Origin of the sequence: Lacticaseibacillus absianus (genome assembly GCF_013407595.1) — a bacterium.
Classification (GTDB): Bacteria; Bacillota; Bacilli; order Lactobacillales; family Lactobacillaceae; genus Lacticaseibacillus; species Lacticaseibacillus absianus.
The window spans coordinates 840,390-865,230 of record NZ_JABEKX010000001.1; the positions used below are offsets into that span (position 1 = coordinate 840,390).

The window sequence follows — 24,841 nt, forward strand, 5'->3', positions numbered from 1 at the left end:
TGAAAAAGTGGGTTGGGGTTAGAAGTGAGAGGCAAGCTCATTTCTATGGTTCCTATCCTACCGGGGAACTGTGAAGGTTCTATGACGAAAGGTTAGTGAATTCGTTATTTCGGGTCATTCGCCAGCGGTCATTGACCTGCTGGCTGACTCGGTGCCTGGATCCGCCATGCGAGGCCAAAGGCGAGTCCGGTCAGGGCCAGGGCGAACCAGAAGCCGAAGTGGATCCCGACGGTTTGCCCCAGCTGCCCCATGTGCTGGTGGGTGCCCAGCGCCAGTAGACTGGTCGCGATCGCCGTGGCGCAGGCGCCGACGATCTGCTGGGCCGTGTTGAGTACGGCGCTCCCGTCAGCGCTGAGTGGCCCGTCGAGTGCGTTGAGCGCATAGGTTTGGGCAGGCGACATGGCGAGCGGTGCGCCGATCATCAGGATGACATGGCCGAGGATCACGACGGCCAGCGGGCTGGTCGCATCGGAATACAGGAGCACACCGAGCCCTAGGGCGGCGAGGGCGAAGCCGCCGCGCGTCAGCCAGTGGGCCCCGTAACGGTCAAAGAGGCGCCCGGCCAGTGCCGAGACGAGCGCGTTGACTAACCCGCCGGGTAGCATTGCCAGGCCGCACAGCGCAACGGGCAGGCCCATCGTAGTCTGAAGGTATGTCGGCAGCAGGTACATCGTGGCCAGGATCACGCCGAAGTCCAGCATCACCAGCAACATCCCGGTGGTGAAAGCAGGACGCGTGAACACGCGCAGGTTCAGCATCGGCGGCGACTGCCTGAGCTGGCGGCGGCTGAAGGTGATCAGCGCGAGCCCCCCGATAATCAAGGCGCCAAGGACTGGCCAGGATCGCCAGCCACGGTCGGCCGCCAGCGAGACGCCGACGACCAGTCCACCGAAGCCGAGCGTCGACAGGGTGACGCTCCACCAGTCGATCGGGGCGTCGGTGCGGGGGTAGACGTCATCCAGGGCGAGTAGCGTCAGCCCCAGGGCGAGCGCTAGCAGCGGGACGAAGACCCAGAAAACCGCGTGCCAGCTGGCGGTGGCGAGGAGCAGACCGGTCAGGGTCGGCCCGATCGCCGGCGCGAACATGATCACCAAGGCGGCAAGACCCATCACGGTGCCGAGCTTGTGCGGTGGGAAGATCTGCATTGCCACGGCGAACATCAGCGGCAGGACTAACCCGGTCCCAACGCCCTGGACCATGCGACCCGCCAGGACGAGTGGAAAAGTGGTCGCGGTGGCGTCGATTAGGGCGCCGACCATGAAGGCGCCAAGGGCGACGCTGACGATGCGCTTGGTCGCAAAGCGCCGCGCAAGCAGGCTCGACAGCGGCATGCAGATCCCGATCACCAGCATGTAGCCAGTGACGAGCCACTGCACGGTACCAGGCGTGACGTGCAACGTGGCCATTAGGCTCGGTAAGGCGATATTCAGGGCGGTCTCGGAGAACATCCCGACGAACGCGCCGATCATCAAGCCGAGCATTGCGAGGGCCGGATGTGCGAGGTGGACCCGCGCTTCCGGTTGTGATTGTGTCATTTCCATTGTGTTTTTTTGCCTTCCTTTACTGTGGGGCGCGCCCGTCGACGACGCAAAAACACCCCACCGGATAGCCGGTGGGGTGGAGCGGCAGCGCGGGTTGGCGCCCGCGCTGTGCGATGTCTATGGGGTGCGTCATGCAACGACGGTCAGTATAGCACGGATTTTTCAGCCAAAGCAAGGCTTGTTTTGCCCGCGATAAGTGCTATGATCGATTCGTTAGTCAGCTAACGAATGGAGGGCGCGCTGATGGTGAATTACGGACGGCTGGTCAAACAAGCGGCCAATCAGATGACCAAGGCGATGGACGCCTACGCGAAAGGACTCGGGGTGACGGGCACCCAATTGTCGCTGATCGATTACCTGCAAGCCGCACCCGCAGGTCGACTGCAGCGGGAGATCGAAGCGGAGTTTGGGATCCAGCGCTCCACGGCGACTGTCTTGCTGCAGCGGATGGCTGACCGCGGGCTGGTGGTGCGGACGGTCGCAGCGGATGATGCCAGGCAAAAACTGGTGCGTCTGACGCCTAAGGCTGCGGACTTGGCGGCGCATGCCCGCGTGTATCTCCAAGCGGAAGAGCGGCGCTTGGCGGCGGCGTTCACCCCGGCTGACCGCGCGACGTTCGTGCGGGTGCTACAGTTCTGGCAAGGGGGGCGAGCGGATGACTGATGAACGTGTCCCGCGCCGGGTGATCGGTGCCGTAGTGGCGACTGGGTTACTGTCGTTTTGCGGCGTGATTATTGAGACCGCGATGAATATCACGTTTCCCACCTTGATGCGCCAGTTTGATGTGGGCACGAGTACGGTGCAGTGGCTGACCACCCTGTACCTATTGGTGGTCGCGGCAATCGTGCCGTTATCCGCGACGCTCAAGCGTACGCTTCGCATGAAGACGCTATTCTTGATCGCCAACGGCTTGTTTCTGCTTGGGGTGGCGCTAGATGGCCTGGCGCCGACATTTGCGATCCTGCTGCTCGGGCGCGGCGTGCAGGGGCTCGGGACGGGGATCGCCTTGCCGCTGATGTTCAACATCATTTTGGCGCAGGTCCCGCGGTCGAAGATCGGCCTGATGATGGGATTGGGCACCATGATCACCGGGGTCGCCCCGGCGATCGGACCGACGTTCGGTGGGGTGGTCGTCGCGACGTTGAGCTGGCGATACATTTTCTTGTTCCTTACGCCTGTCTTGCTGGGGTCACTGGTGTTGGGAAGCCTGACGATCGTGCAAAGCGAACCACTGACCCGACCACGTGTTGATGGTCTGAGTGTTGTCACGATCATCCTTGCGTTCGTCGGGCTGGTGTACGCGGTGGCGAACGCGACCGGTGCGTGGCTGAGCTGGTCGGTTGCCGGTGCTGGGTCGTTCGGGGTGGTGTGCTTGGCGCTGTTCGTCTGGCGGTCAAGCCTGCTCGCGCACCCGGTGGTCGCCTTGACCAGCTTCCGGCAGCCGGCGTTTGCGGCACAAGTAGGCGCGTTCGTCGCCATCCAGATGCTTGCGCTGGCCCTATCGTTCATCCTGCCTAATTATGTGCAACTAGTCGATGGCGGGAGCGCGTTGGCGGCTGGGCTCACCGTACTTCCCGGTGCGGCCGTCGGTGCGATCCTCGCGCCACTGGCCGGGCGGGTGTATGACCGGCTGGGGCCGCGGTGGCCGATTCTCGGGGGCACCTGCATCATGCTGCTGGGCTTGGGGCAGTTTGCGTGGGTCGGCCGTGCGATGGGTCCTGCGACGATCATCGGGGTCTACCTCGTGTTCATGCTCGGGATCGGGTTAGCCTTTGGCAACATCATGACCAACGCCCTTGCGGCGCTTCCCGAGGCGGCGCAGAGTGACGGTAATGCGATCATGACGACGCTTCAGCAGTTTGCGGCGGCCATGGGGACCAGCCTGGCCGCAACGCTGGTCGCTGGTGGGCAGGCGACCAAGGGCCCGCTAGCGGTCGGGACAGCGCTGGGGGCGACCCATGCGTTCATCGTGCTGGTCGGCTTGTGCGGCGTCGCCTTCTTGTCGCTTGCCTGGGCCTTGCGGCGATAAGTTGGCCACCGGATCGACAACGATCCGGTTTTTTTGTGCAAAAATGAGAATTAGATAATAAATAATGGTAAACTGATAACAAAATTTGGAGGGGGTGGGGAGATGCGTTGGCATTACTACTTGGTGCAGTTGCGATTGCTCCTGCAGCGCAAGAAGAACCTGGCGGCGATCGGGCTCGCGTTGATCGCAGTGGCCGCCTATTGCTTCTACTACAATGAACGGACATTGCCACCGGAGCGGATCGATCTGACGACGTTGCGCAATGAGACCAAGGACACGGCCGATTACCTCAAGGCTAATGGAGACGCGACCCTCTATCCTGCGACAGCCGGGCGCGCGCGAATCGATGCCCGCTTGCTTCAGGGGATCACACACCATGATCGTGAGGTGTTGCTCAACGGGTACACGGCGCGCCTCGCGAATTACCTGATGGGGAATTCGGAGAACTACCTGTTGCCACTCGAGTACTACCTGAACCCCAAGAAGTACGAGTACGTGGATAAGGACGGCCGCTATTACATCAACCAGACCCAAGCGCGGGTGACTTATTATAGTCAGCATGCGCGCGTGCCGGTCGATGTCGCGGTCTTGAACCAGCAGACGTTCCTGCAGACACTGGTCCGGCTGACCGCGGCGTGGCTGCCGCTGGGCGTGTTGATCCTCTGCCTCGCGCTGGGCAATGACATGGTCACGGATGACTGGCAACACCAGACGGTCAGCTGGGGTCAGCCGTTGCGCTGGCGCACGCGACTGCGGCTCAAAACGCTGGCGGTTCTGACCGTGGTTGCGCTGATCGTGATCGTCGCGGTTGGTGCTGTGGCGGCGGTGACACTGCCGCGCTACGGCCTGGGCCGCGGCGCGATGGTCGTCCAACACTATGGGCGGTTCATGTCGACGCGCTTGATCAGCCAAACCCAATACCTGGCCGAGTTCACCCTGCTGTTGCTGGTCGCGAGCTGGCTAATGACCCGGCTGACGCTGGCCATTCAGCTGCTACTGGGCAATGAGTACATCGCCTTGATCTTAGGCGGGGTGTTCCTGCTCCTGCCACAGGCCTACTACATGCGCGGGATCGGGTTCGTTAAGCCGTGGGTGACCTGGCTGATGCCGTCGTATACACAGTTGGGCAGTGTGGTCAGCGGCGAGATGAGTTATCGCTACGATGCTCAGGTGATGACGACAAGCCACGCGTTATTGGTCATGGGCCTGTGGCTGATCGGGATCGAGCTGGTCGTCTCGGTGTGCATCGCGCGCCGGCGGCAACGGGGGTGGTTAGCATGAAGGCGATCTTACGACTCGATCACGGCGCGGTCTGGCGTAGCCGCAAGAATCGGTTTTTGCTTGTCCTGTGGACTGTGATCGGGATCGGCTTTGTCTTCGCGGCGCAGACGCTGCAACTGGGCGATCTCAAGGCCACCCTCTCGCGCAGTCATGCGTTGATCCAGATCAATGCGGGTCAGATCGAGAGTATGGTGGTCCCGACCAAGGGCCCCAAGCGCGCGACTGCAATCGCGATCAACCGCCAGGCCGCATTGTTCGGCCAGACATACGCGCGCTTCATGTTCGACGATGAAGCAGGTACGCAAGACGGGTTGATCGCACTGGCGAAGGCGCAGGTCAAAGGGGCACAAGGCGGGTATCCTGGGCTGAAGGCATCGAGCCTCCCAAGCGAGGCCGCGGCGACGCGCACGCTGCTCGTGACGCAGTGGTTGCGGCAGCACGGTCAACCCCTGATTCGTCAGGTCAGTGATGCAGGGAGCAGTTTGACGCAGGCTTGGCCGCTGTGGCTCGCCTTACTCCCGATAATGGCCCTGGCGATCGCCTGCGACGGCTGGTTGATGATGAGTGAGCACCGCACGGTCACGGCCACATTGCCAGTCGGACTAGGGGCCCAGGCGGTGTCCAAGGTGCTGACGCGGCTGGGCCTGACCTTATTAGCGATGGGGCTCAGCGGCGCGGCGACGCTGATCGTTGGGGCGCTTTCCGGCGGGTGGGGGCACCTCAGTTACCCGACCGCTGTCGCACTGGGGGATCAGCTACAGATCCTGCCGCTGGGGGCCGTGCTCGGCCTGGGGTTGCTCGATGCAGTTTTAGTGACCCTATTCATCGCCAGTGCGATGCTCGTCGTCAACGTGCTGACGCGTAATGTCTACTTGAGCGCCATGACCGGTGCCGCCGCTTTGGCGCTGCCATGGCTCACCCCGGGGCTCACGCGTGCGCTATGGTGGCTTCCCCTGGCTGGGTTGGCGCCAAGCCGCGTGTTCGACGGCACGCTGCAGGCCCAAGCCGGCAACTGGGCGCTTGGGATCGAGGGGAGTGCGCTGCTCTTGGTGCTGTGGACCTTGATCATGTTGGGGTGGTTCCGCTGGCTGGCAGCACGTCAAGTGGGGTAGTGGCTCATGTGATGCGCCGCCCAAAAAGGAGGAAATGAGTATGCTAGAACTTGAACACATTCACCTAGATTTTCCGGATAAGCCCAACGTTTTGGCTGACATCAACCTGCAGGCAGACGGCGGTGAGATCGTCGGGTTGGTCGCCCCGAACGGGATGGGCAAAACCACGCTGCTGAAGGTGATCCTGAACCGGCTCCACCCGTCAAACGGCGCGGTGCGGATCCAGGAGCAGGGCTACACCAGCCAGGCCCAGACGCGCAAGAACCATGCGTTGATCTGCGCATTTCCCGAGCAAAGCGACTTGTACGGTGACCTCAGCGGCCGGGCGCATATGCAGTTCTACGCGGATTGCTGGCAGAACAAGACCAAGTCGATCGCTGAGATCATCACCACGTTGAACATGGACAGTTATGTCGATCGACCGACGCGCACGTATTCGCTGGGGATGAAGCAACGCCTGTGCTTTGCGATGGTGATGGCGGCCAACACCCCGGTGATGCTGCTCGATGAGGTGATGAATGGGCTGGACCCGCTCAACGTGGCGATGATCTCCGAGCAGCTCCGCCGGCTGCGCGCGGAGGGCAAACTGGTGCTGATCGTCTCGCACCTGCTGAACAACCTGCAGACGTATGTCGACCGGACGATCTTCCTCAAAGACGGGCACTTCGTCTTAGATATCGACGCGCACACCGTTCCGGCGCAATACTTGAAATTCAGCGGTGACCCTGCGCAGGTCTCAGGAGCCACTGCGTACACGGAGACGATGAACACACTGCCGTTGGCTGGGCTGGATGGTGCGCGGGTCGGAGCGTTGGCAAGTCAACTGTTCACTGCGGGCGTCGCGTTCACGGTCGGGCCGCTGACGCTTGAGGAACAGTTCAGTCATTTTTACGCCCAGGCGGACGAGCACGTCTGAGATAAGCAGACAAAACAGCGCACGCCCAGATGGCGTGCGCTGTTGGTTTGTCTGCGATCGATCGAGTAAAAACGGGTGACGGGGCGGGCTGATTCGCGTGCGAAGGCGGTGAAAAGCGCTGCGATGCCACGCGTGAGGGCGCTGATCATCGACAGATCATGGTAGACCTCTTGCGTGCGGGGTGAGCCAAAACTGGGTCTGCGCATTTGCACATTGCCTTATCGGCGTGCACCTCAAGTCATGCGCCCTTGTGCATCATCCATAGTCGGTGAAGCGTCGGGATCATGAGGTGCCACAGCATAGCGACATATAGCAACCCCATCGGGATGATCATCGCCCAGGCGAGTCGGTCATCGTGATCGAGCCAGCGGGCGATGACCGGGATCCGCTCGACGAGCCCCAGACAGCCATAGGTGAGGTAGAGCCCAAGGAAGATCTGCGCAAGCCCGCGAGGCATGTGAGCCTGCGCGTGACGGTAGACGGTGAGGCTACCTGCCATTAGGGCGAGGATCGCCGGTAGGCCAAGCCAACCGCCTGTTGAGACGCGCCAACCAGTCGCCAAGTACGGATAAAGCAAGGCCAGACCGCTGATACCCAGTCCGATCCCGGCACCGGTGAGAAGGCCGAGCCCGACCATCACCGGACGGTTGCCGGCAAATGCCAGGGTGCTGAGAAGCAGGCTGCAGACGATCGCGGTCACCGCAAAGGCAAGCCCCATCAACAGGAGTTGGCCGAGGTCGAGCTGTGCGTCGGGTTCGATCAGCAGGGGGAGGCCCATCGCCGTGAGGTAACCCAGTGAGGCGAGCCCGACTAGTCGACGGATCGTGTGTGGACTCGCTGGCATCGCCCGTAGCAGGTCGCGTGACGTGCGGGCGGGTTCGGAGCCGAAGTATGTCGCCGCGCTGATCCCATCCGCTTGGGCGTCGAGCATGTCCGCCTGGATCTCCAGTAGGCTGTGCTCGACTTCGCGGGGGTCCTTGAAGAAGGCCCGCATGCGGGTGTAGACGACGATGGCACCGAAGAAGCGCTGATTCTCGCGTATCAAGTGCTGAGTACGCGCGGTCAATTGCGCCTTGAGTAAGTCAATTTCTGTCATCGTTGAGGCCTCCTTGTGCGGTGCGTGCGACTGGATGCGATCAGCACGCCAAGCGCGGTGACCAAGGTCAAGCCGATCAGTGCGGCGACCATCACCCAGACGAGGTGCCAATCTTGTTTGAGCCAGGCGGCCGCAAGGGGTTGACGGAGCGCCAACCCGACGCCGGCGTAGACCACGTACTCGCCGACCAGCAAGAGACCAGGCCAGCCAGTCAGGCGCAGGAATGCAGGTGACAGGATCACCAGGAGTGCCAGCAGACCCAGGATCACCCAGCTGGCGGTGGTGTCGCTGATGACCAGCCGCCAGGGGGTCCGCGTCCACAGGAGTAGCGGTAGCGCGCCACCAAGCCCGAGGCCCGCGAGTAGCGTCGCGCCGAACACCCCGGCGGCAAAGGTCCGTGGGTGTGGTGTGAACGCCAGCCGGCTGAAGAAGAGGCCAAGCCCTAGCACGAACGCGACGGTCGCGCCGGTGGCGAGCGGCAGGCGTCCGACGTCCAGCGGCAAGCCGGGGAGCATCATGGTTGGCAGGAGCATGACGAGGAGGCAGGCGAGGGCACTGAAGGCGCACAGGCGCATCGTTGCCCGACGGCTGCTCGGGATCGCGTGGAGCAAGGCCGTCGAAGTCGACGCCGGCGCTGCCCCGAAGTAGACCTCAGCGCTGACGCCATCGGCCTGGGCGTCTGCTAGGTCCGCCTGGATCTCCAGCAGACTGCGTGAGACCTCTGCCGGGTCTTTGAAGAAGCTACGCAAGCGCGTGTAGATCAAGAGCTGCTTGAAAAACGCTCGGTTGGATTCGGTCAGATGTGTGCTGCCGGCGCGGAGCTGTTGGCGCGCGGTCACTTTAGTTGCCATCTTGGGTCGCCACCTTCTCGATGATCTCATCGACATTTTGTTGCAAGGCACGCCAGCTTAGGCCAAACGCTGTGCGTTCAGCTTCGCCAGCGGCGGTCAGGCGGTAATACTTGCGCTCCGGACCGTCCGGGGAAGCCTGCATGAAGGATTCCAGCAGCCCTTTTTTGGCCATGGTCATCAACAGCGGGTAGACCGTGCCCTTGGGGACTGCCGCGAAACCGTGTGCAGCTAGCTGCTGGGTGATCGCGTAGCCGTATGACGGTTCGGTGTGCAGGAGCATCAGCAGGCACCCCTGCAAGACGCCCTTGAGCATCTGACTATCGTTCGCTTGGGCCAAGTTCTCACCTCCGACTAGTATGTCTTGCCTACTAGAGTGTACGTCGTCGTTAGCTGGTATGCAAGGCATACTAGTGGACTGCGTCAGATTTTTTCCGAATTCCGGCGGAGTTTGCCCACAGACAATTCACAGAATCGCCATGTTTGCCCCGTAACTTGAAAGTAGTCATTCGACGATCAATCAAGATGGGAGCGACACATATGAATTTTGCCAAACGCGCCTGGTTGAACCTGCTGGCGAAAAAGGGCCGGACCGCACTACTGATCCTGGTGACAAGTGCCATTATGTTATTCGTGATGGCCGGCCTTTTGATCAAAAGCGCTGCCAACCAAGCGACTCAAAACGCGAAGGACAGCGTTGGTGCAACGCTGACGCTGAGCGCGAACCGCGAGAATGCGTTCAAGAAGATGCGCGCGCAACAAAGCGAGAGCGCTGGAAGCACGAGTAAGCCCAGCGGCCGCCCGAGCTTGTCGATGGATCCGGTCAAGCTGAGCACAGCGGCCAAGATCGCTAAGCTCAACGGAGTCGAGAGCTATGCAGCAACGGTGTCCGCGTCAGCCAACGCGCAGAGCTTCGACGCGATCTCGACGAGCACCGGCCAGATGACCGGGCCGATGCAGCAGGAGAACAATAGCGGCGATATCACCATCAGCGGCGTGACCAGTACCGCCAGCAGTGCCAACTTCAGCGACAAGACCTACACGATCAAGTCTGGCCGTGGGCTGACGATCAAGGATGCGGCGACCAACAACGTGGTGATCAACTCCGAGCTGGCGACGCAGAACAGCCTGAAGGTCGGCGACACGATCAAGGTCAAGAACACCGCGAAGACGAAAACATACACGCTGACCGTCGTCGGCATCTACAAGGCCAAGTCCACCACGAGCAGTAGCGGTGCGATGGGCGGCGGTATGGGGATGATGGCGAGCGACCCGGCGAACACGATCTTTGCCGCCTACACCTTCGCCAACACGCTGAAAGGGAGCAAGTACAAGGATACTGCGGATTCCGTGACGTTCACCGTGTCTACCCCAAGTCAGGTCAACAGCGTGAAGAAGGCCGCGACGAAGCTGATCTCCAGCAAGTATGCGTTGTCCGCTGACGATCAATCCTACCAGATGGTCAAGTCCTCGATGGCGACCGTGACCAGTTTTGCGGACAAGATCGTCTGGCTCGTTGCTATCGCCGGGACCATCATCCTTGCGCTGATCGTGATCCTGATGATCCGCGAACGTCGCTATGAGATCGGGATCCTCCTCTCATTGGGCGAAAAGCGCGGCAAGGTGATCGCTCAGTTCTTCGTTGAATTGTTCGTGATCCTCCTGATCGGGGTCGGTGTCGCGAGTGCCGGTGGACAGTTCGTCGGCGATAAGCTTGCGTCACAAGTAGTCTCCAGTGCGCAGACCACGACGACTAGCAGTACCCAAGGCTTCGGTGGCCAAGGCGGGCCAGGTCAGCAAGGTGGTGCCCCAGGTGGGCAGATGCCAGGCGGGACCACGCGCGCCGCGACCCAAAAGGCGCAAGTCAAGCAGGCGAAACTCGCCACGCGCGTCAACCTCAAAGACGTTGCCCTGCTCTTTGGCCTCGGCCTAGCGATCATCTTGATCGCGATCCTCGCCGGCGCTGGTGGGATCTTGCGGCTGAACCCTAAGAAGATCTTGATCAACTGACCCCAAGGGCGGCGCAGGGCCGAACTTAGTCACATGTTAGCCCCAACCGCCGCACAGCATGAAGGAGGATCACCATGTTATCCACAGAGAAACTCACTTACTGGTACACAGACAAGGACCAGTACTTGTTCAAAGACGTTGACCTGACTTTCGAGGCCGGGCATAGTTACGCGATCGTCGGGCAATCCGGCTCGGGCAAAACCACGATGGTCTCGCTGCTGGCTGGGCTCGACACGCCCAAAGCCGGTGCGATCTTGGTCGAAGGTGAGGACATCAAAAAGCGTGGCTTGACGACTTACCGCCGCGATAAGGTCGCCATCGTGTTTCAGGCCTACAATCTGTTCACCTATATGTCGGCCTTAGAAAACCTGATGACCGCGATGAGCATCACGCACGCCAGCCACAAGGGCGACAAGGCGTATGCCGAGGCGATGCTGACGAAACTTGGGTTGACCCCGGAGCAGATGACGAAGAACGTGCAGAAGCTCTCAGGCGGCCAGCAACAGCGCGTTGCGATCGCACGCACTATGGTCTGCGACGCGCCGCTGGTGGTGGCGGACGAACCGACCGGTAACCTCGACGAGGACAACACCGACGATGTGATCGGGTTGTTCAACCAGATCGCCCATGAGCAAGGCAAGTGCGTGATCATCGTCACCCATGAACCGAGCGTCGCTGCCAAGTGCGATGGGGTCTTGCGCCTCGAGCACCGCGAGTTCACCTGGGAAAAGGCGCTCACGCCGACCCCGGCGGCCTAGACGCGCGAAGGAGACTGAGATGCTGAAACTCATTGCGATGCAGACGCTGCTCGGCGGGGTGATGATCGGCAGTAGCTTATGGGCGATGCGCCACAACAATGCGCGCCTAGAGTTGCTCGGTCGCGATGCCGCGTTGGTGTTGGCCGGGGGCTTGATGTTACTGGCCGGGCATACACTCAACTGGAAGTTCTGGACTGTCGCGGTGCTCACCGGCTCGGCCTTGGCCCTATTGGTCAAGGATCTGATCCTGCGCCGCCAGCCGGTGCGCGCGACGCGCTGATCCTGCGAAAGCCCCTGTGGCCCGCCTTTTCTTATGAAGGGCGGGCCACAGGGGCTTTGATGTGTGATCAATTCAGTGTGATCGATCCGTCCCCGGTGCGCACGGTGATCGCAGCTTGGGGGGCGTCGCCGTAGTGGCCGGTGCGACGCTTCGTTTTGTGCTGAGTGAACGTGGCGCCAGCTTCGGGCTGGGTGATGTGGCCATCGAAGGTACGCAGCGTGAAGGTGTACTCGGCGGTCGGTGGTAGCGTCAGCGCGACGTTCCCGTCGCCAGTCTGGGCCGTGAGCGGCTGTGAGAGTTCACTGAGTTGCAGGTCGATGCGCCCATCACCGGTGGTGAAGCGGCCGCCGGTCAACTCAGTGCCAGTGATGCGCCCATCACCGGTTTTGACGGTCAGCTGATCACTATGGAGCCGGGTGAGTTGAACGTGACCATCTGCGGTATGCAGCGTCAGGGACGTGGCGGTCACGTCCGCTAAGGCGGCGCGCCCATCGCCAGTGCTGAGCTCGGCATCACCGGTCAGCGTGAGTGTGTCGACGGTCAGGCGGCCATCACCAGTGGTCGCCGCAAGGGTGGTGCCGGCGACTTGCGTCAGCTGCAAATTGCCATCGGCCGTCCGCAGACTGATCGTTGCGGCGCGGCTATCACGCAGGGTGATATGGCCGTCGTCGGTGTACACGGCGAGGCGCGGTAGGTCAAGCGCGTCCAGTGTGACCGCCCCGTCGGTGGTGGTCAGGGCCAAGCTGACCCCGCTGAGTTGCCGCGCGGAGATCCGGTCGTCACTGCGTAACTGTAAGTCCCCGGTGAAGGTGACCGGGACATTGACCGTGATCACCGACCAGAAGCCGAAGCGTCGCCCGTTGAAGTTGAGCCGAAACAGGGTGTGGGGCCGCTTCCCGTGGCTGATTCGTAGCGCGTCGCCGACCTGCGTCAAGGTGCCAGCGTATGCGGGATCATCGGTCGACAATTGCTCGATGACGCTCAGCTCTGGGTCAAGCGTTGGCTGTAGCGTGACTTCATCACAGGCGTAATCCAACATGATACGTGTGATCCCGGCGATACCGGCGTGCAGCTGTACGGTCTGGCGGACGCCCGGGGTGCCCTCGGCTGTCTCAGCCGAGTCGATCGGCAGATCGGCGACCGGTGCGTTGTCTGAAGTGGACACCGCCGTGACTCGGGCAGGTAAGTCGAGTTGGGTCAGCAGCTCGTCGATGGCGCCGAACTCGGCCCAGGCGGTCGCGACCGCGGTGAGTGCGTCGGCACCGCCGGCCAGCTGGTCGGTGGCCGCCGCGGCCAAATTGCTTCGGATCTCCTCGCGCAGTTCCGTTGCCGCCACGGTCATCTGGTAGGGGGCAAAAACGCGGTCTAGCCGCTCATCGATCAGTTCTAGTGTTGTGGCCATCATCAGTCAACCTCCCGTTGATCAGAGCTTCAAGCGTTGTTTGGGCCAACCGCCACTCGACGCGTGCCTGCGTCAAGGCGGCGGTACCGGTCGGGGTGATCGCGTAATATTTGCGGCGCCCCCCTTGGGACTCATCACCCCAGTGGCTTTCGATCCAGCCAAGTTTTTCCTGCCGCTTGAAGACCGTGTAGAGTGTCGCTTCGTTGAGGGTGTATGCGGCCTGGCTCAGTGCGCGCACGTCCTTGGTGACTTGGTAGCCATAGCTTTCACCTTGGCTCAAGACATTCAAGACGATGGCGTCGAGGTAACCACGCACCATATCCTTGGAGAGTTCCATCTGCTCGCCTCCCGTGTCATCAATATAGCACAAGTAGTTGTTTGAAAGTAGTACTTGGCAAAAAACAAAGGTGACTTGCGTGCAAGTTGCTTGCGAACGTGCTATTCTGCTCATACGCTGGGAGTCGCGAGCAGTTGACTTGGCCGCACAATCGGCCATCGCGCGCTGTGGCAACAGCCAAAAACGCCTCACCGCAGCGTTAGCTGGGGTGAGGCGTGCGCATCATTGGATCGTCCAGTCGTTCGGGACCGAGAAGGTGACCGTGCGGTGGAGACGGTAGTGATTCTGGCCGCTCCAGGCGAAGAGCAACGCATAGAAGCTGTTGCGGTACTTCAGTACGTGGTCAGTGGTGGTCACCTTAGCGGTCGTGCCGCGCACGAGCTTGGTCGTCACAGTCGGGCTCGGCACTGCCTGCGTGACCTTGTGGCTGAGCGGGTTCGTGCGATAGACGACGGCCACTCGCTGACCGGTGGTGCCGATCGCGCGCGTGGTCAGTGTCGTCGCGGTGGTGGTCCCTACCAGCGGCTGTTCGCGCACGGTCGTGACCTCGACGAGGCCGAAGCGGCTCGCGTCGTTGGCGGCGATCCCCGCCGCAGAGGCGATGAGGACGACGCCCAGTACGAGCATGCCGGTGCGTCGGCGAGGACCGGGTTGACCGAGTACGGCGACGAAGAAGAAGGCAATGGCGGCAAGGGTCATGATAACGAGGATCATCAGCGGTCACCTCCATCAATTCGGTCGTTGGTGAGTCGGAAGCTCAGGATGAAGCCGACTGCCGCGAAGATCAGCGACACGACGAACGCGGCGCGGTAGCCAGCGACGGTCGCTGAAGCGGCCTGGGTCGCGAACGCGACCGGATCTGCGGCGCGCAGCGACGCGCTCGGCGCGTTGGCGCTCGTGACTGTCGAGAGCACAGACACCAGGATGGCCGTACCGATCGACGCTGCGACCTGGCGGATCGTGTTGTTGACTGCGGTGCCGTGATTGATCAAGTCAGGTGGAAGTGAGTTCATCCCGGCGGTTGTGACCGGCATCGTGACCATGGTGATGCCGAACATCCGCACGGTATACAGGACGGTGACGAAGAGTGTCGGTGTGTCGGCGGTCAGGGTGACCAGCGGGAAGGTCCCAACTAGCAGGAGGAACAAGCCAGTCTGGGCCAGGCGCTTGGCCCCAATCCGGTCAAAAATGTTCCCGGTGACCGGGCTCATGATCCCCATCATGATCGCCCCAGGCAGGAGGATCAGACCGGAGTGAAAAGCTGACTCGCCGTGGATGGTCTGGATGTACATCGGCAGCACCATCTCGACGCCGACCATGGACATGAAGGCGACCGCGGTCAGGATCACGCTGAGCGTGAAGGCCGGACTTTGGAACACGCGCAACTCCAGCAGTGGCACCGGCAAGTGGAGCTGCCGACGGACGAACAAGGCGACGAAAAGCACGCCGAGCGCCAGGGTCACCAGGACCAGCGGGTCGAACCAGCCGCGATCGCCGACGGTGGAGAAGCCGTAAAGCAGGGAGCCGAAGCCCAGTGTGGACTCGACGACGGAGAGACTATCGATCTTGGGGTCGGTGGTGGTCAGGACCTTGCGCATCGAATAGGTGGCCAGAAGGAACACCAGCCCCGCGATCGGGAGGATCACCGAGAACAGTGCGCGCCAGCCGTGGTGCAACAGCACCCAGCCGGATAGCGTCGGGCCGACTGCCGGCGCCAGACCGATCACGATGCCCGCCAAGCCCATCGCACTGCCGCGTTTTTCGGGCGGGAAGATCGAGTACATCACGTTCTGAAAAGTGGGCGCGGACATCCCGACGCCGGCTGCTTGGATCAGCCGCCCGGCGAGCAGGACTTGGAAGCTCGGCGCGAAGCGAGAGATCAAGGTGCCTAAGAAGAAGATCCCGATCGCGGTGAGGTAGAGGTGCTTGACGTTGAACTTGCTGAGCAGCCAGGCGGATACCGGGATCATGATCCCCATCACCAACATGAAGCCGGTGGTCAACCACTGCACGGCGCTGGCGTTGATGTGAAAATCGCTCATCAAGGTCGGGAAGGCAGTGGTCAGGATCGTCTGGGTCAGGAAGGTCGTGAACGTCCCGATCAGCAGGGTCGCGACCATCAACGCGCGGTTGTAGGGCTTCCCGTTAACATCAGTAGGCTGATTCACAATTAGTCATTCCTTTCATAAAAAACTGCAACTTCTATGATAGCACGTGGTGTCAAGGGGGGTGCGCCGAAGTGACTGACTGTCACATTGTGTCGGTCGTGATAGACCAGGCGTATGCCGGCGGGATGAAACGCCCGGTGTCACGCAGGCACAGCTGTCAGAGCGTGATGGGTAACACAAATATTTTCATATTCGGATGAGCGAAAATGAAACTTTCAGGAGGACGATCATGAGATGGATCAAGGGGCTGTTGCTCGGGCTGGGGCTTGTCGGCTGCCTGCTCCTAGGCGGTGTGGCGCGCGCCGCGGACTGGCACCAGACGGCGACGCCGACGCCGACGCTGTTCGTCCACGGATATGGGGGGAGTGCCGCGTCCAGCGATGCCATGATCGCAAGCCTTGAGCGCGCAGGGGTCGCAGAACGCACGTTACGGTTGACCGTCGATCGCGCGGGTCACCTACATGCCCGTGGTGATCTGCACAGCCCGAACCCGCTGGTGCAGGTCGTCTTTGAGGAGAGTCGCGCTGGTGAAGAAGTCGACACGCAGTGGCTTCTGCAGATCTATCGCTATCTGCGCGATCGATACGGGGTCAAGGCGGTCAACGCGGTTGGGCATAGCCTTGGGGCCGTCGCAGTGATCGCGGCAGCAATGGCCCATCCCGCGGTGCGCATGGCGAAACTGGCTGTGATCGCGGGCCCGTACAACGGGATCATGCCCGTTGAGGACCCGCCACACGCCGTTACCTTGGATAAGCAGGGCCGACCCAGCCAGGAGCCGGTCATTTATCAGTGGCTGGATGCCCGGCGCCATGGCTTTGCCGCGGCGGCGGTCTTGAATCTGTACGGTGATGTGGGGGATGGGTCGGACTCAGACACACGGGTGACTACGCAGTCAGCCCGCAGCCTGCGCGGACTCCTGCGTGACTGGTCGGGGGATTATCGCGCGCAACGGGTGCGGGGCCGCGCTGCCCAGCACAGCTTGTTGCACCAGCGTAACGCCACAGTCGATCGCGCCTTGCGCACATTTCTCTTCGGGCCGTGAGCTGAGTGTGCGGGCACTAGGACAAGCGCAACCCCTCATGCTGGCTGCCCGACTGGTCCGGACTCAGCCAAGCCATCACGCAACGCCTAGGTCAACGCAGGTCTGCCCGTCATTCACGGTGTTCGACGGGGTAATGTAAGCCGGCTAAGGCAGCGTCTGCGACTCAGCAAGACTGCCGGTGACGTCGGGACGACTTGTATTGGGTCGACGTAACGCTTAAACTTGGGTGGGTAATGAAACCGGTTACGGTGGAGGCGGATCAAGATGCGGGTTCCTTGGCGGCGGCTGAGGTTGGTCGCGCTTGTATTGACACTCGGTTCGGTGCTGATGCCCCCGATGCAGGGAATCGCGGATGGCACGACGGGCGGTGTGTATCTGTATCAATTTGGCTGGCCGATCAGCTGGCTCGAGGCGCGCCTGTCGTATGGCCTACCCGGTGCGGCCGGCTTGGGTGGCCTGGTGACTGTCGTCCGATACGCGCCGAGCTGGCAGGTCAACTTAGTCGGCTTAGTCGGTACCTGGCTGGTCGCTTTGGCGCTGGCCGTGCTGGGATGGCGGCTGTGGCATGTGTGGCACCGCAAGTGAGCGGGGGCTGGGATGCGCAGCACAAAAAAAACCGCCAGATGGCGGTTTTTTTGAGCGGTCAGCGGGCGTCATCCTCGTTGTCCAGCGCTGGCACGATCGCGGGGCCGACCGTGACTTCGAACCAGTTGGCGAAGCCCCGGGAGAACTCAGTGACGGTGAAGGTGTAGCGATCGATCTGGACCGAATCGTGCAGCTTCAGGTCGGGGTAATCCTCCATCAGGAAGCCGGCGACGGTGACAATGTCGGATTCCTGGAATTCCTTGAGCTCCGTGCGGAAGTAGCGCTCGAAGTCGTACAGCGTGGTCTTGCCCGACACGCGGAAGACGTCCGGCTGGTCCGTCTTGATGATGTACTCGTCGGACACGTCGTCGATCTCGTCTTTGACCGTGCCGAAGAGTTCTTCATAGATGTCCTTATCGGTGACGATCCCGCTGGTGCCGCCGTACTCATCGACGACGACCACGATCGGGGTCTGCTTCTGGATCATCTGCTGTAGGATACTGTGGATCGGGGTGACTTCCGGCACAGTGACGATCGCGCGCAGGAGCTTGGACACGCGAATGCTTGAATCGACCTGAGACTGCTTGACGAGGTCGTAGATGTAGACATAGCCGAGCACCTTATCTTTATCGCCGTCTGCGACGACTGGGAAGCGTGAATAGCCTTCGGTCAGGTAGTCGCGAAGGACCTCCTTGACGGTCGCCTCGATGTCGACGACCACGAGGCTGGTGCGATCGACCATGATGTCGTGGGCGGTCTTGTCGTTCAGGTCGAAGGCTCGCTGCATATAGGTCACATCGTTTTGGTCCATCTCACCGGTGGTGACGGCGGCCTTGCTCAGGTTGAGGATCTCGGCTTGGGTGAAGGCTTCGTTGCCTTCATCCGCCGGTTTCATCCCGAGCATCCGCACCAAGCCGGTGGCGCTGTGGTTCAGCAACCAGACGAACGGGTAGAACATGATGTGAAAATAGTGCAGTGGGGTGACGACGAACATCAGGGACTTGGTCGGGTAGTCGATCGCGATGTTCTTCGGCACGATCTCCGTCAGCACGACTTCAAGGTAGGTCAGCAGCAAGACACCAGCGACCGCACCAAAAATATGCAGGCCCCCGCCGGGCAACTGAACGTGGGTGATCTTGAGCAGGTCCACCAGCAAAAACTCGACGGTCGCCTCACCGATCCAGCCCAAGATGATCCCGGCGACAGACACCCCCACTTGGGTGGTCGACAGGTATTCGTTGAGGTTGTGGACCATGCGCAAGGCGCGTTTAACTTTAGCCCGGTTGCCCGTGCCGTTTTCCAACATCTCTTCCAAGGCGCTCGGACGGCTCTGCACCAGCGCGAACTCGCTTGCGACGAAGAACGCCGCGAACAGGAAGGTGATCACCATCACCAGTAGATTAGAGGCGACTTGGCCACTATCCATAATTGTGTATTCCCCATTTCAACAGTGTATTTGTGACCATTGTACCACTCGTGCCCGGATCGTTGACTGATCCGGACTAAAATCCGTCTGACGACCGAGTGGCGCGGCCAGGTTGCACTTATTGTACAGGAGCATCGACGTGTTTTCACTACTCAGCGCGAAAAAAGGCGTGCGCAACTTGCGGCTGACCAAAATAAGTGTACAATGAGGCACAAATGAGAGGAGCGTGAGCGTCATGGAACCGCTGACGGCAGAAGAGGAACGGCGCTGGGTGCGGCAGCGCAAGACGGAGCGGGCAACGCTGTGGGTCGGCGCCGTGATTGCCGGCATATTGCTGGTGAGGGGGTTTTATATTGGGAACCTGATGAGCTATTGGTTGCGCTTCGGGCCGTTCCTGTTCGTCGCGGTCTGCATTGAAGACGCGATCGAGACGCGCTGGGTGCGGCGGCGCAACCGCCATTACCAAGCCTAACACTGACGGCGCTTCGGCCGTGTGTGGTTGAGGCATCGCGCACACATCGGGTGGAAGTCCCCTGATGCGTTGATCCTGATCGAGGATCTGCTTGCCAGAGGGCTTCTTTACCGTTGCGTTGGGTCGGCTGCTGTTTTTTTGAGTTGACAAGGCGTATGCCAGCGACTAAGCTTCTGGTAGTTAGCAAAACTAACTAGGAGGCGAGGCGCAAATGAAAATGAGTGGGCACCGATTCGAGGTCGCCTTGGATCGGCGCGTCTTGGCCCTGACAGGGCCGGACCGCGATTGGTTCAACGCGTTGCGGTTGTTGATGTGGACGACTGGTTGCTTACGCAAGCGTGCGGCGATCAACGCGCAGCTGGTGCCGATGCTGGACGACTTACAAGAGGCCGAGCGCAACGGCGGGGATGCGCAGACCTTCTTCGGGCAGGCGCCGCAGACGATGGCGCAAGCGATCTTGCGCGAACTACCGCCGGTGACGTGGGGGCAGCGGACCAGAGTCGGCGGGGTGGTCGCCGCCACCGGCGTGCTGGTGGCCCTGATTTTGCGCGCCCCGCTAGGACAGGCGCTTGCACTGAACCCCTGGGTCGTGCTGGCAACCATCGGCTTGACTGGACTGGCTTGCTGGGGGTTATTGGCGTGTGTGCGCCGGCTCCCGTTTGCCAGCCACTGGCAGACTGCCGGCTGGTGCGCAGCGATGCTTGGTGTGTATGGGGCGTGGCTGGTGGGCCTGTGGGGGCTCAGCGCGTGGGATCAGACGACGTGGCACTGGGCGTTGGGGTTGAACTGGCGTGGGGCAATGCTGGTGTTCGTTGGGGTCGCGCTGCTGGTCGCCGCGGCGTGGTACTGGCTGGCCTACCATAGCGGGGTGACCTCGCTTCGCTGGGTCGCCAACGTCTTGGGCGTGGCTGGATGCGGGGCGGCGACATGGTATCGGACGAGCCTGGCCTACGGCAGCGACGCCGTGATGCAGCTGACGGTGTACGGGCTGTACGCCGGCGCACTGCTGCTGTACTTGGTGATTGGAACGATGACTATCGTGGTCGATCGGCACTTGTAGTGGCGGCACGTCTGTTGTCAAAAAAGCTTCGGCCGATGCCACTGCGGAGCCGCAGTTCAGGCATCGGTCGAAGCTTTTTTGTTGTGGTCACCCACGAATGCGGCTGCTCAAGATGAAGTGAAGCTTAGCGCTTGGGACCAACCGCTGATCGGAGACTTGATAGAGCTGCTCGATCGCGAGCTTAGTGGTGAAGATATCCTTGATCTCTAGCCCAGTGCGGTCGCTCGGAGCTGGCAACGGCGTCGCGACGGCGGCCAGTAAGTGGCCGCCCGGCCGAAGCAACTTGCTCAGCAGGTGAGTCAGCCGCCGCAGATCGTCTTGGCGCAGGTCGAAGGTGCCGAGGATCAGGTCGTAGGGGCCGGATAGCAGGTCTAGTCGTGCGTCTGGCATGATCCGGTAGCGCAAGCGGTCCGAGCTGGCGACTGCGCGCGCCGCGCTGATCGCCTGGGCGTCGTGGTCAACGCCGAGCACAGCGATCGCGCCCTGGTTGATCGCGTGGCGGCAGAACCAGCCATCGCCGGCGTGTAGTGCCAGCACCCGCAGTCCGGCCAGCCGGGGCGCCTTAGCGGCCAGCGCTTGCCACAGTGGTTGCTGGTTGCCGGTACTGGTCGGCAGCGGCGCCTTGCCTTCACGCATTTTTGGGTAAGTATCCATCGAGTCACGCCCTTTCGTTGCCTATTATAGCCTTAACCGGGTAGGCGGGGCAAAAAAGCTTCGGCGCAAGCGCGTCAGCGGACCTATCCTATAGGTAGGATAAGTCGTTGACGGTCAGATCAGCGTACGACTCGCGGCGAACAACGAGCTTGGCGGCGCCACCTTCGACGAACACAACGGCTGGGCGCGGATTGCGGTTGTAATTGGACGCCATGGTGTAGCCGTATGCACCGGTCGCCAGCACCGCGACGACGTCGCCGGGCTGGGTCGCTGGGAGCGGCGCGTCGTCGATGAGGATATCGCCCGATTCGCAGTACTTGCCGACCAGGTGGACATGCTCAGTCGCGGGTGCCAGTGGGGCATCGGCCTTGACCGCGTCATAATCCGCTTGATACAGGGCCGGGCGAATGTTATCGCCCATCCCGCCGTCTACCGCGACGTACGGACGCAGACCTGGAACGTCCTTGCGGCTACCGACGGTGTAGAGCTGGTAGCCGGCGGGGCCGACGATCGAGCGGCCGGGCTCGATCCAGATCGCCGGAACGGCGAAGGGGAGCTCGGCGGCTTTGGCGGTCTCGATGATCGCGTGCACGAAGTCTTCGGCTGGCAACGGATCATCGGCTTCGGTGTACCGGATACCGAAGCCCCCACCGACATTCAGGACGGCTGGGGTGAAGCCGAGGCGTGTGTGCCAGTCGCAGAGGATCTCCAGCAGCTTGGTGGTCGCCCCGACGAAGCCCGCGACCTCGAAGATCTGGCTCCCGATGTGTGCGTGGATGCCGCGCAGGTTCAACTGCGGGGTGGCCAAGGACGTCTTGGCGGCTTGTTCAGCCTGGCCGGAGTCGAGGTCGAAGCCGAACTTGCTGTCGACTTGCCCGGTCTGGTCGTAGGCGTGGGTGTGCGCAGAGATCCCCGGTGTCACGCGTAATAGGATGTCTTGCGTGCGCTCAGGGGTGGCGGTCAGCAGGCGTGTCAGCAAGTCGAGCTCGTAGAAGTTGTCGACGATGATCGTGCCGACGTGGTGGTCCAGCGCGAGTTGCAGTTCCGCCTCGGACTTGTTGTTGCCATGGAAGGCGACGTCTTGCATGGGAAAATCAGCCTGAAGGGCCGTGTACAACTCGCCGCCGGAGACGACGTCGATGTGTGCGCCTTCTTGGGCGGCGACTTGGTACATCGCGACCGTGGCGAAGGCCTTGCTGGCATAGCTGACCGCGTAATCGACGGGTTCTGCCTCGAAAACGCGCTTGAACGCGCGGATCTGTTCGCGGATCGCACCGACGTCGTAGACATATAGTGGGGTCTGGAATTCCTGGGCGAGCGCCAAGGCATCGACGCCGCCGATGGTCAGATGACCCTGCGCATTAGTAGTGATGGACATGGTTGTTCCTCCTTGTGTTTCGGGTGATGAGCAGACTAAAATGGGGCCCTTTTGATTGACGTCGGCCAAACAAAAAGGTCCCATTACGGATCGATGCTTGGATAGCGCCCCGTCTTTCGACGACAGTCCATCCGTTCTTAGCGGATGGCCCAACGGCACGCGCGCCACTGCGTGTGTCGTTTCGGCGATGATCCCTTTGACCGTACCGCGGTGCAGGGTGGCCTGCTTGGCACGGGGACTGATGAGCATCGCAACCTCTATCAATAAGGAACTTTAGCCCACGGGTGCAGGGATGTCAACTCAATTTTGACCCACTATTAGTAAGCACCAGGCTTTTCAGCGCGGCGCTTCTGTGTTAGACTGCGGGCAACAGCTTTTTGAGGAGGTCCATCATGGCAGAGTTACGTCAGGTCCACGGTTCCGATAATACGTTCTTTCTGCTCGATCAGACGACGTTGGGAGCACCGTTGCCGCAGACGACACTGATCCAGCTCGCACAGCGGTTGTGTGACCGCACGACTGGCCTGAACGGCGGCGCCGATGGCCTGTTGGTGGTCGACGCCGCGGCGCAGGCGGTCGGTAAGATGACCGTGATCAATGCAGACGGGACGCTGGCGAAGATGTGCGGCAACGGCATTCGGACGGTGACGCGCTACCTGAGCGAAAAAACGGGGCAGTCGCGCTTCATCATCCAGACCGACCAGGCGCCACTTGAGGTGCACGTTGACCGGGTGCTTGCCCCTGGGGTCAAGACCTACGGCGCCGAGATCTCACCGGTGAGCTTCGCCGCAGCGGCATTGCCGTTCGCCGCGCTTGACCACGAGCAGATCATCGACACAGTGCTGCCACAGATCCACCCGACTTTCAAGTTCACGGCGGTGGCGGTGCCGAATCCGCACCTGATCGCCTTCGTTCCCGAAGCCGCGCTGACGGGGCCTGAGCTTGAGGCGATCGGCAAGCGACTGAACGCACCGAACCCGTATTTTCCGGAAGGGGTCAATGTGACCTTCGCCACGATCGAGGGCCCGGACACGCTGTTCGCACGGACCTACGAACGGGGGGTGGGGTTCACCAACGCCTGCGGAACGGGCATGTCCGCGACCAGTATCGCATTCGTCTTGGCGCATCCAGAGATGGCGGCGTTGGATCGGCTGATCACGGTCTACAACCCCGGCGGCATGGTGCAGACCATCGTGCACCGGGTCGACGCACGCTACTGGGTCGAGTTGATCGGCAACGCGACCACCATTGCCCTGATTGCGATCCCAGATCAAGCGTTGGCGGCTGGCGACTTCGCCGGGGCACAAGTTGCGCTGACCGGCGAGGCTGAGCAGTACGAGGCCTTTGGCCGCACACTACCGTACCGGGACCTTGTCCCGACGATTTAGGAGGACCGATGACGAAGACACACACGTTGACGCGAATGGCGCTGATGCTCGCGCTGCTGATCCTGCTGGCGGCGATGCCACCGTTGACGGTCGGTTTCCTACCGGTACCGGTCGTGCTACAGAACTTCGCTGTGATGCTCACAGCGCTAGTGCTACCGGCCCGGCCGGCAACGGTAGTGGTCGGGCTTTTGCTCGGGTTGGCCGCGATCGGGTTACCGGTCTTATCCGGTGGCCGCGGTGGGGCGGCGCTTTTTGTCGGTCCGACCGCCGGCTTCATGCTCGGCTGGTTGCTGACGCCGGTGGCAATGGCGGGCGTCCGAATCGCCTTGAAGCGGTGGGCCCGCGGCTGGCAGCAGGCCCTCGGTCTGGTACTGGGCGCTGTACTCTTGCCAAACCTGATCGGGGCGCTTTGGCTGAGCGCCAGCACGGGGCTGACGCTGCCGGCGAGCCTGCTCGGGGTGGTCGTGTACCTGCCCGGTGACGCGCTCAAGGCGATCTTGGCCGCGACAGTCGCGCTGCCGGTGCGCGAGACGGCGCGGATGCGGGCCTAAACACCTGACCGACCGCGCCTGAACTGGCGCTCGGCACCGATCGAGCGGGTCAGCAACGACCCAGACGAGGCCGACAGGGCACTGAACCCAAAAACGAGCACTTGCCATCAGGCGAGTGCTCGTTTTTGGTGTGGCTGCTCAGTCGACGAACAGCAGCTGAAACTCGTGTTTGGCCAAGTCGATGTTGACGGCGACATGGCGGTTCAGGTCGGCGACGAGGCGCCGGGCGAAGCTCATTTTTTCTTCGAAGTCCTTGAGGATCGACGTCTCAGGGATGCTGGTGAAGTCGTAGTTCTCGCCGATGAAGGCGGGGTCGGTCACGTACATCAGGTTGTTTTGATCGTGGCGGCTGCCGGGCTTCAAAACGGCGTCGATGTAGTGGTACAGCAGAGACGGCGGGAAGTTCAATGGCTTATCCAGTTCGGTAGTGATCGTGAAGTCCGGCGCGTCATCGGCGAGGTTGTCGTTGACGTGGACTTGTGTCAGCCCTTGGTAAAGTTTCATATA

The 24,841-nt window shown here is 61.6% G+C and carries 26 protein-coding genes and 1 riboswitch; of the genes, 14 read left to right on the plus strand and 12 right to left on the minus strand.

Annotated elements, in window-relative coordinates; all coding sequences use genetic code 11:
* Positions 1 to 128: 128 nt before the first annotated feature.
* Entirely contained in the window at positions 129 to 1,541 is a 1,413-nt protein-coding gene (locus HII33_RS03525) for an MDR family MFS transporter (protein WP_425483979.1), read from the minus strand.
* 243 nt (positions 1,542 to 1,784) lie between these two features.
* Between HII33_RS03525 and HII33_RS03530 the strand changes: the two genes are divergently transcribed.
* The 5 genes from HII33_RS03530 (at position 1,785) to HII33_RS03550 (ending at position 6,879) form a co-directional block, all read left to right on the plus strand.
* On the plus strand, positions 1,785 to 2,204 hold the full coding sequence (locus HII33_RS03530; RefSeq protein WP_179394414.1) for a MarR family winged helix-turn-helix transcriptional regulator: 420 nt from the start codon (positions 1,785 to 1,787) through the stop codon (positions 2,202 to 2,204).
* On the plus strand, positions 2,197 to 3,570 hold the full coding sequence (locus tag HII33_RS03535; RefSeq protein ID WP_179394415.1) for an MFS transporter: 1,374 nt from the start codon (positions 2,197 to 2,199) through the stop codon (positions 3,568 to 3,570). Before HII33_RS03530 ends, HII33_RS03535 begins: the two co-directional genes overlap by 8 nt.
* Positions 3,571 to 3,672: 102 nt before the next feature.
* Positions 3,673 to 4,851, plus strand: coding sequence for a hypothetical protein (locus tag HII33_RS03540; protein WP_179394416.1), 1,179 nt, complete (start codon positions 3,673 to 3,675; stop codon positions 4,849 to 4,851).
* Positions 4,848 to 5,963 (plus strand): hypothetical protein, encoded by a 1,116-nt coding sequence (locus HII33_RS03545; protein WP_179394417.1) that lies wholly within the window; start codon positions 4,848 to 4,850, stop codon positions 5,961 to 5,963. Before HII33_RS03540 ends, HII33_RS03545 begins: the two co-directional genes overlap by 4 nt.
* A 34-nt stretch (positions 5,964 to 5,997) precedes the next feature.
* Positions 5,998 to 6,879 (plus strand): ATP-binding cassette domain-containing protein, encoded by an 882-nt coding sequence (locus tag HII33_RS03550; RefSeq protein ID WP_179394418.1) that lies wholly within the window; start codon positions 5,998 to 6,000, stop codon positions 6,877 to 6,879.
* A 238-nt stretch (positions 6,880 to 7,117) separates the two neighbouring features.
* Here the strand turns inward: HII33_RS03550 and HII33_RS03555 are convergent, their stop codons facing one another.
* Genes HII33_RS03555 through HII33_RS03565 form a run of 3 tightly spaced genes read right to left on the minus strand, consistent with a single transcriptional unit; the run spans position 7,118 to position 9,163 of the window.
* Positions 7,118 to 7,975 (minus strand): hypothetical protein, encoded by an 858-nt coding sequence (locus HII33_RS03555; RefSeq protein ID WP_179394419.1) that lies wholly within the window; start codon positions 7,973 to 7,975, stop codon positions 7,118 to 7,120.
* The gene (locus HII33_RS03560; protein WP_179394420.1) at positions 7,972 to 8,826 is read right to left on the minus strand and encodes a hypothetical protein; all 855 of its coding nucleotides are present in this window, start codon (positions 8,824 to 8,826) and stop codon (positions 7,972 to 7,974) included. Before HII33_RS03560 ends, HII33_RS03555 begins: the two co-directional genes overlap by 4 nt.
* Positions 8,816 to 9,163, minus strand: a complete 348-nt coding sequence (locus HII33_RS03565; protein WP_179394421.1) for a PadR family transcriptional regulator — start codon at positions 9,161 to 9,163, stop codon at positions 8,816 to 8,818. The genes HII33_RS03560 and HII33_RS03565 overlap by 11 nt, the downstream gene beginning before the upstream one ends.
* A gap of 200 nt (positions 9,164 to 9,363) precedes the next feature.
* On the opposite strand from HII33_RS03565, the gene HII33_RS03570 reads away from it, so the two are divergent.
* From HII33_RS03570 to HII33_RS03580, 3 genes are all read left to right on the plus strand, one after another.
* On the plus strand, positions 9,364 to 10,833 hold the full coding sequence (locus HII33_RS03570; RefSeq protein ID WP_179394422.1) for an ABC transporter permease: 1,470 nt from the start codon (positions 9,364 to 9,366) through the stop codon (positions 10,831 to 10,833).
* A 74-nt stretch (positions 10,834 to 10,907) separates the two neighbouring features.
* Complete coding sequence (locus HII33_RS03575; protein ID WP_179394423.1) at positions 10,908 to 11,591, plus strand: ABC transporter ATP-binding protein; 684 nt, start codon at positions 10,908 to 10,910, stop codon at positions 11,589 to 11,591.
* Between the two features lie 19 nt (positions 11,592 to 11,610).
* Complete coding sequence (locus HII33_RS03580) at positions 11,611 to 11,871, plus strand: hypothetical protein (RefSeq protein ID WP_179394424.1); 261 nt, start codon at positions 11,611 to 11,613, stop codon at positions 11,869 to 11,871.
* Between the two features lie 67 nt (positions 11,872 to 11,938).
* Here HII33_RS03580 and HII33_RS03585 read toward each other — a convergent pair whose 3' ends face one another.
* The 4 genes from HII33_RS03585 to HII33_RS03600 all read right to left on the minus strand — a co-directional run bounded on the left by HII33_RS03585 (position 11,939) and on the right by HII33_RS03600 (position 15,730).
* A complete protein-coding gene (locus HII33_RS03585) occupies positions 11,939 to 13,276 on the minus strand; it encodes a DUF4097 family beta strand repeat-containing protein (RefSeq protein ID WP_179394425.1) in 1,338 nt (445 codons plus the stop codon).
* Positions 13,245 to 13,610 carry a PadR family transcriptional regulator gene (locus tag HII33_RS03590; RefSeq protein ID WP_179394426.1) on the minus strand — a complete coding sequence of 122 codons (366 nt, stop codon included), beginning with the start codon at positions 13,608 to 13,610 and terminating at the stop codon, positions 13,245 to 13,247. The genes HII33_RS03585 and HII33_RS03590 overlap by 32 nt, the downstream gene beginning before the upstream one ends.
* A gap of 222 nt (positions 13,611 to 13,832) precedes the next feature.
* Positions 13,833 to 14,324 carry a DUF4811 domain-containing protein gene (locus tag HII33_RS03595; protein ID WP_179394427.1) on the minus strand — a complete coding sequence of 164 codons (492 nt, stop codon included), beginning with the start codon at positions 14,322 to 14,324 and terminating at the stop codon, positions 13,833 to 13,835.
* Positions 14,324 to 15,730, minus strand: a complete 1,407-nt coding sequence (locus tag HII33_RS03600; protein WP_218841913.1) for an MDR family MFS transporter — start codon at positions 15,728 to 15,730, stop codon at positions 14,324 to 14,326. Before HII33_RS03600 ends, HII33_RS03595 begins: the two co-directional genes overlap by 1 nt.
* A gap of 277 nt (positions 15,731 to 16,007) precedes the next feature.
* Here HII33_RS03600 and HII33_RS03605 point away from each other — a divergent pair, with 277 nt between their 5' ends.
* Both HII33_RS03605 and HII33_RS03610 read left to right on the plus strand, forming a co-directional pair.
* Complete coding sequence (locus HII33_RS03605) at positions 16,008 to 16,820, plus strand: alpha/beta fold hydrolase (protein ID WP_179394429.1); 813 nt, start codon at positions 16,008 to 16,010, stop codon at positions 16,818 to 16,820.
* Positions 16,821 to 17,084: 264 nt separating this feature from the next.
* Entirely contained in the window at positions 17,085 to 17,405 is a 321-nt protein-coding gene (locus HII33_RS03610; RefSeq protein WP_179394430.1) for a hypothetical protein, read from the plus strand.
* A 58-nt stretch (positions 17,406 to 17,463) separates the two neighbouring features.
* Here HII33_RS03610 and HII33_RS03615 read toward each other — a convergent pair whose 3' ends face one another.
* Positions 17,464 to 18,831: a CNNM domain-containing protein gene (locus HII33_RS03615; RefSeq protein WP_179394431.1), complete on the minus strand. Its 1,368-nt coding sequence runs from the start codon at positions 18,829 to 18,831 to the stop codon at positions 17,464 to 17,466.
* Positions 18,832 to 19,066: 235 nt separating this feature from the next.
* Between HII33_RS03615 and HII33_RS03620 the strand changes: the two genes are divergently transcribed.
* Both HII33_RS03620 and HII33_RS03625 read left to right on the plus strand, forming a co-directional pair.
* Entirely contained in the window at positions 19,067 to 19,303 is a 237-nt protein-coding gene (locus HII33_RS03620) for a hypothetical protein (protein ID WP_179394432.1), read from the plus strand.
* Between the two features lie 211 nt (positions 19,304 to 19,514).
* Positions 19,515 to 20,363: a hypothetical protein gene (locus tag HII33_RS03625; protein WP_179394433.1), complete on the plus strand. Its 849-nt coding sequence runs from the start codon at positions 19,515 to 19,517 to the stop codon at positions 20,361 to 20,363.
* Between the two features lie 87 nt (positions 20,364 to 20,450).
* Here HII33_RS03625 and HII33_RS03630 read toward each other — a convergent pair whose 3' ends face one another.
* Positions 20,451 to 21,017 (minus strand): class I SAM-dependent methyltransferase, encoded by a 567-nt coding sequence (locus HII33_RS03630; protein ID WP_179394434.1) that lies wholly within the window; start codon positions 21,015 to 21,017, stop codon positions 20,451 to 20,453.
* Between the two features lie 88 nt (positions 21,018 to 21,105).
* Positions 21,106 to 22,395, minus strand: a complete 1,290-nt coding sequence (gene lysA, locus HII33_RS03635; protein WP_179394435.1) for a diaminopimelate decarboxylase — start codon at positions 22,393 to 22,395, stop codon at positions 21,106 to 21,108.
* Between the two features lie 94 nt (positions 22,396 to 22,489).
* Positions 22,490 to 22,663: riboswitch (Lysine riboswitch) on the minus strand.
* A 124-nt stretch (positions 22,664 to 22,787) separates the two neighbouring features.
* Here lysA and dapF point away from each other — a divergent pair.
* Together dapF and HII33_RS03645 are read left to right on the plus strand one after the other, a co-directional pair.
* Positions 22,788 to 23,783 carry a diaminopimelate epimerase gene (dapF, locus tag HII33_RS03640; RefSeq protein ID WP_179394436.1) on the plus strand — a complete coding sequence of 332 codons (996 nt, stop codon included), beginning with the start codon at positions 22,788 to 22,790 and terminating at the stop codon, positions 23,781 to 23,783.
* Positions 23,784 to 23,791: 8 nt separating this feature from the next.
* Positions 23,792 to 24,334, plus strand: coding sequence for a biotin transporter BioY (locus HII33_RS03645; protein ID WP_179394437.1), 543 nt, complete (start codon positions 23,792 to 23,794; stop codon positions 24,332 to 24,334).
* A 138-nt stretch (positions 24,335 to 24,472) separates the two neighbouring features.
* Here HII33_RS03645 and HII33_RS03650 read toward each other — a convergent pair whose 3' ends face one another.
* On the minus strand, positions 24,473 to 24,838 hold the full coding sequence (locus tag HII33_RS03650; protein WP_179394438.1) for a hypothetical protein: 366 nt from the start codon (positions 24,836 to 24,838) through the stop codon (positions 24,473 to 24,475).
* Positions 24,839 to 24,841: the final 3 nt, after the last annotated feature.

Excerpts from the sequence above, each read along its gene's own strand:
- HII33_RS03540 (WP_179394416.1), top strand. The coding sequence starts at position 3,673 with ATGCGTTGGCATTACTACTTGGTGCAGTTGCGATTGCTCCTGCAGCGC.
- HII33_RS03600 (WP_218841913.1), bottom strand. The coding sequence starts at position 15,730 with ATGGTCGCGACCCTGCTGATCGGGACGTTCACGACCTTCCTGACCCAG.
- HII33_RS03605 (WP_179394429.1), top strand. The coding sequence starts at position 16,008 with ATGAGATGGATCAAGGGGCTGTTGCTCGGGCTGGGGCTTGTCGGCTGC.
- HII33_RS03555 (WP_179394419.1), bottom strand. The coding sequence starts at position 7,975 with ATGACAGAAATTGACTTACTCAAGGCGCAATTGACCGCGCGTACTCAG.
- HII33_RS03545 (WP_179394417.1), top strand. The coding sequence starts at position 4,848 with ATGAAGGCGATCTTACGACTCGATCACGGCGCGGTCTGGCGTAGCCGC.
- HII33_RS03550 (WP_179394418.1), top strand. The coding sequence starts at position 5,998 with ATGAGTATGCTAGAACTTGAACACATTCACCTAGATTTTCCGGATAAG.
- HII33_RS03645 (WP_179394437.1), top strand. The coding sequence starts at position 23,792 with ATGACGAAGACACACACGTTGACGCGAATGGCGCTGATGCTCGCGCTG.
- HII33_RS03570 (WP_179394422.1), top strand. The coding sequence starts at position 9,364 with ATGAATTTTGCCAAACGCGCCTGGTTGAACCTGCTGGCGAAAAAGGGC.
- HII33_RS03560 (WP_179394420.1), bottom strand. The coding sequence starts at position 8,826 with ATGGCAACTAAAGTGACCGCGCGCCAACAGCTCCGCGCCGGCAGCACA.
- HII33_RS03620 (WP_179394432.1), top strand. The coding sequence starts at position 19,067 with ATGGAACCGCTGACGGCAGAAGAGGAACGGCGCTGGGTGCGGCAGCGC.
- HII33_RS03580 (WP_179394424.1), top strand. The coding sequence starts at position 11,611 with ATGCTGAAACTCATTGCGATGCAGACGCTGCTCGGCGGGGTGATGATC.
- HII33_RS03650 (WP_179394438.1), bottom strand. The coding sequence starts at position 24,838 with ATGAAACTTTACCAAGGGCTGACACAAGTCCACGTCAACGACAACCTC.
- lysA (WP_179394435.1), bottom strand. The coding sequence starts at position 22,395 with ATGTCCATCACTACTAATGCGCAGGGTCATCTGACCATCGGCGGCGTC.
- HII33_RS03595 (WP_179394427.1), bottom strand. The coding sequence starts at position 14,324 with ATGATCCTCGTTATCATGACCCTTGCCGCCATTGCCTTCTTCTTCGTC.
- HII33_RS03525 (WP_425483979.1), bottom strand. The coding sequence starts at position 1,541 with ATGGAAATGACACAATCACAACCGGAAGCGCGGGTCCACCTCGCACAT.
- HII33_RS03530 (WP_179394414.1), top strand. The coding sequence starts at position 1,785 with ATGGTGAATTACGGACGGCTGGTCAAACAAGCGGCCAATCAGATGACC.
- HII33_RS03615 (WP_179394431.1), bottom strand. The coding sequence starts at position 18,831 with ATGGATAGTGGCCAAGTCGCCTCTAATCTACTGGTGATGGTGATCACC.
- HII33_RS03630 (WP_179394434.1), bottom strand. The coding sequence starts at position 21,017 with ATGGATACTTACCCAAAAATGCGTGAAGGCAAGGCGCCGCTGCCGACC.
- HII33_RS03625 (WP_179394433.1), top strand. The coding sequence starts at position 19,515 with ATGAAAATGAGTGGGCACCGATTCGAGGTCGCCTTGGATCGGCGCGTC.
- HII33_RS03535 (WP_179394415.1), top strand. The coding sequence starts at position 2,197 with ATGACTGATGAACGTGTCCCGCGCCGGGTGATCGGTGCCGTAGTGGCG.
- HII33_RS03575 (WP_179394423.1), top strand. The coding sequence starts at position 10,908 with ATGTTATCCACAGAGAAACTCACTTACTGGTACACAGACAAGGACCAG.
- dapF (WP_179394436.1), top strand. The coding sequence starts at position 22,788 with ATGGCAGAGTTACGTCAGGTCCACGGTTCCGATAATACGTTCTTTCTG.
- HII33_RS03610 (WP_179394430.1), top strand. The coding sequence starts at position 17,085 with ATGCGGGTTCCTTGGCGGCGGCTGAGGTTGGTCGCGCTTGTATTGACA.
- HII33_RS03585 (WP_179394425.1), bottom strand. The coding sequence starts at position 13,276 with ATGATGGCCACAACACTAGAACTGATCGATGAGCGGCTAGACCGCGTT.
- HII33_RS03590 (WP_179394426.1), bottom strand. The coding sequence starts at position 13,610 with ATGGAACTCTCCAAGGATATGGTGCGTGGTTACCTCGACGCCATCGTC.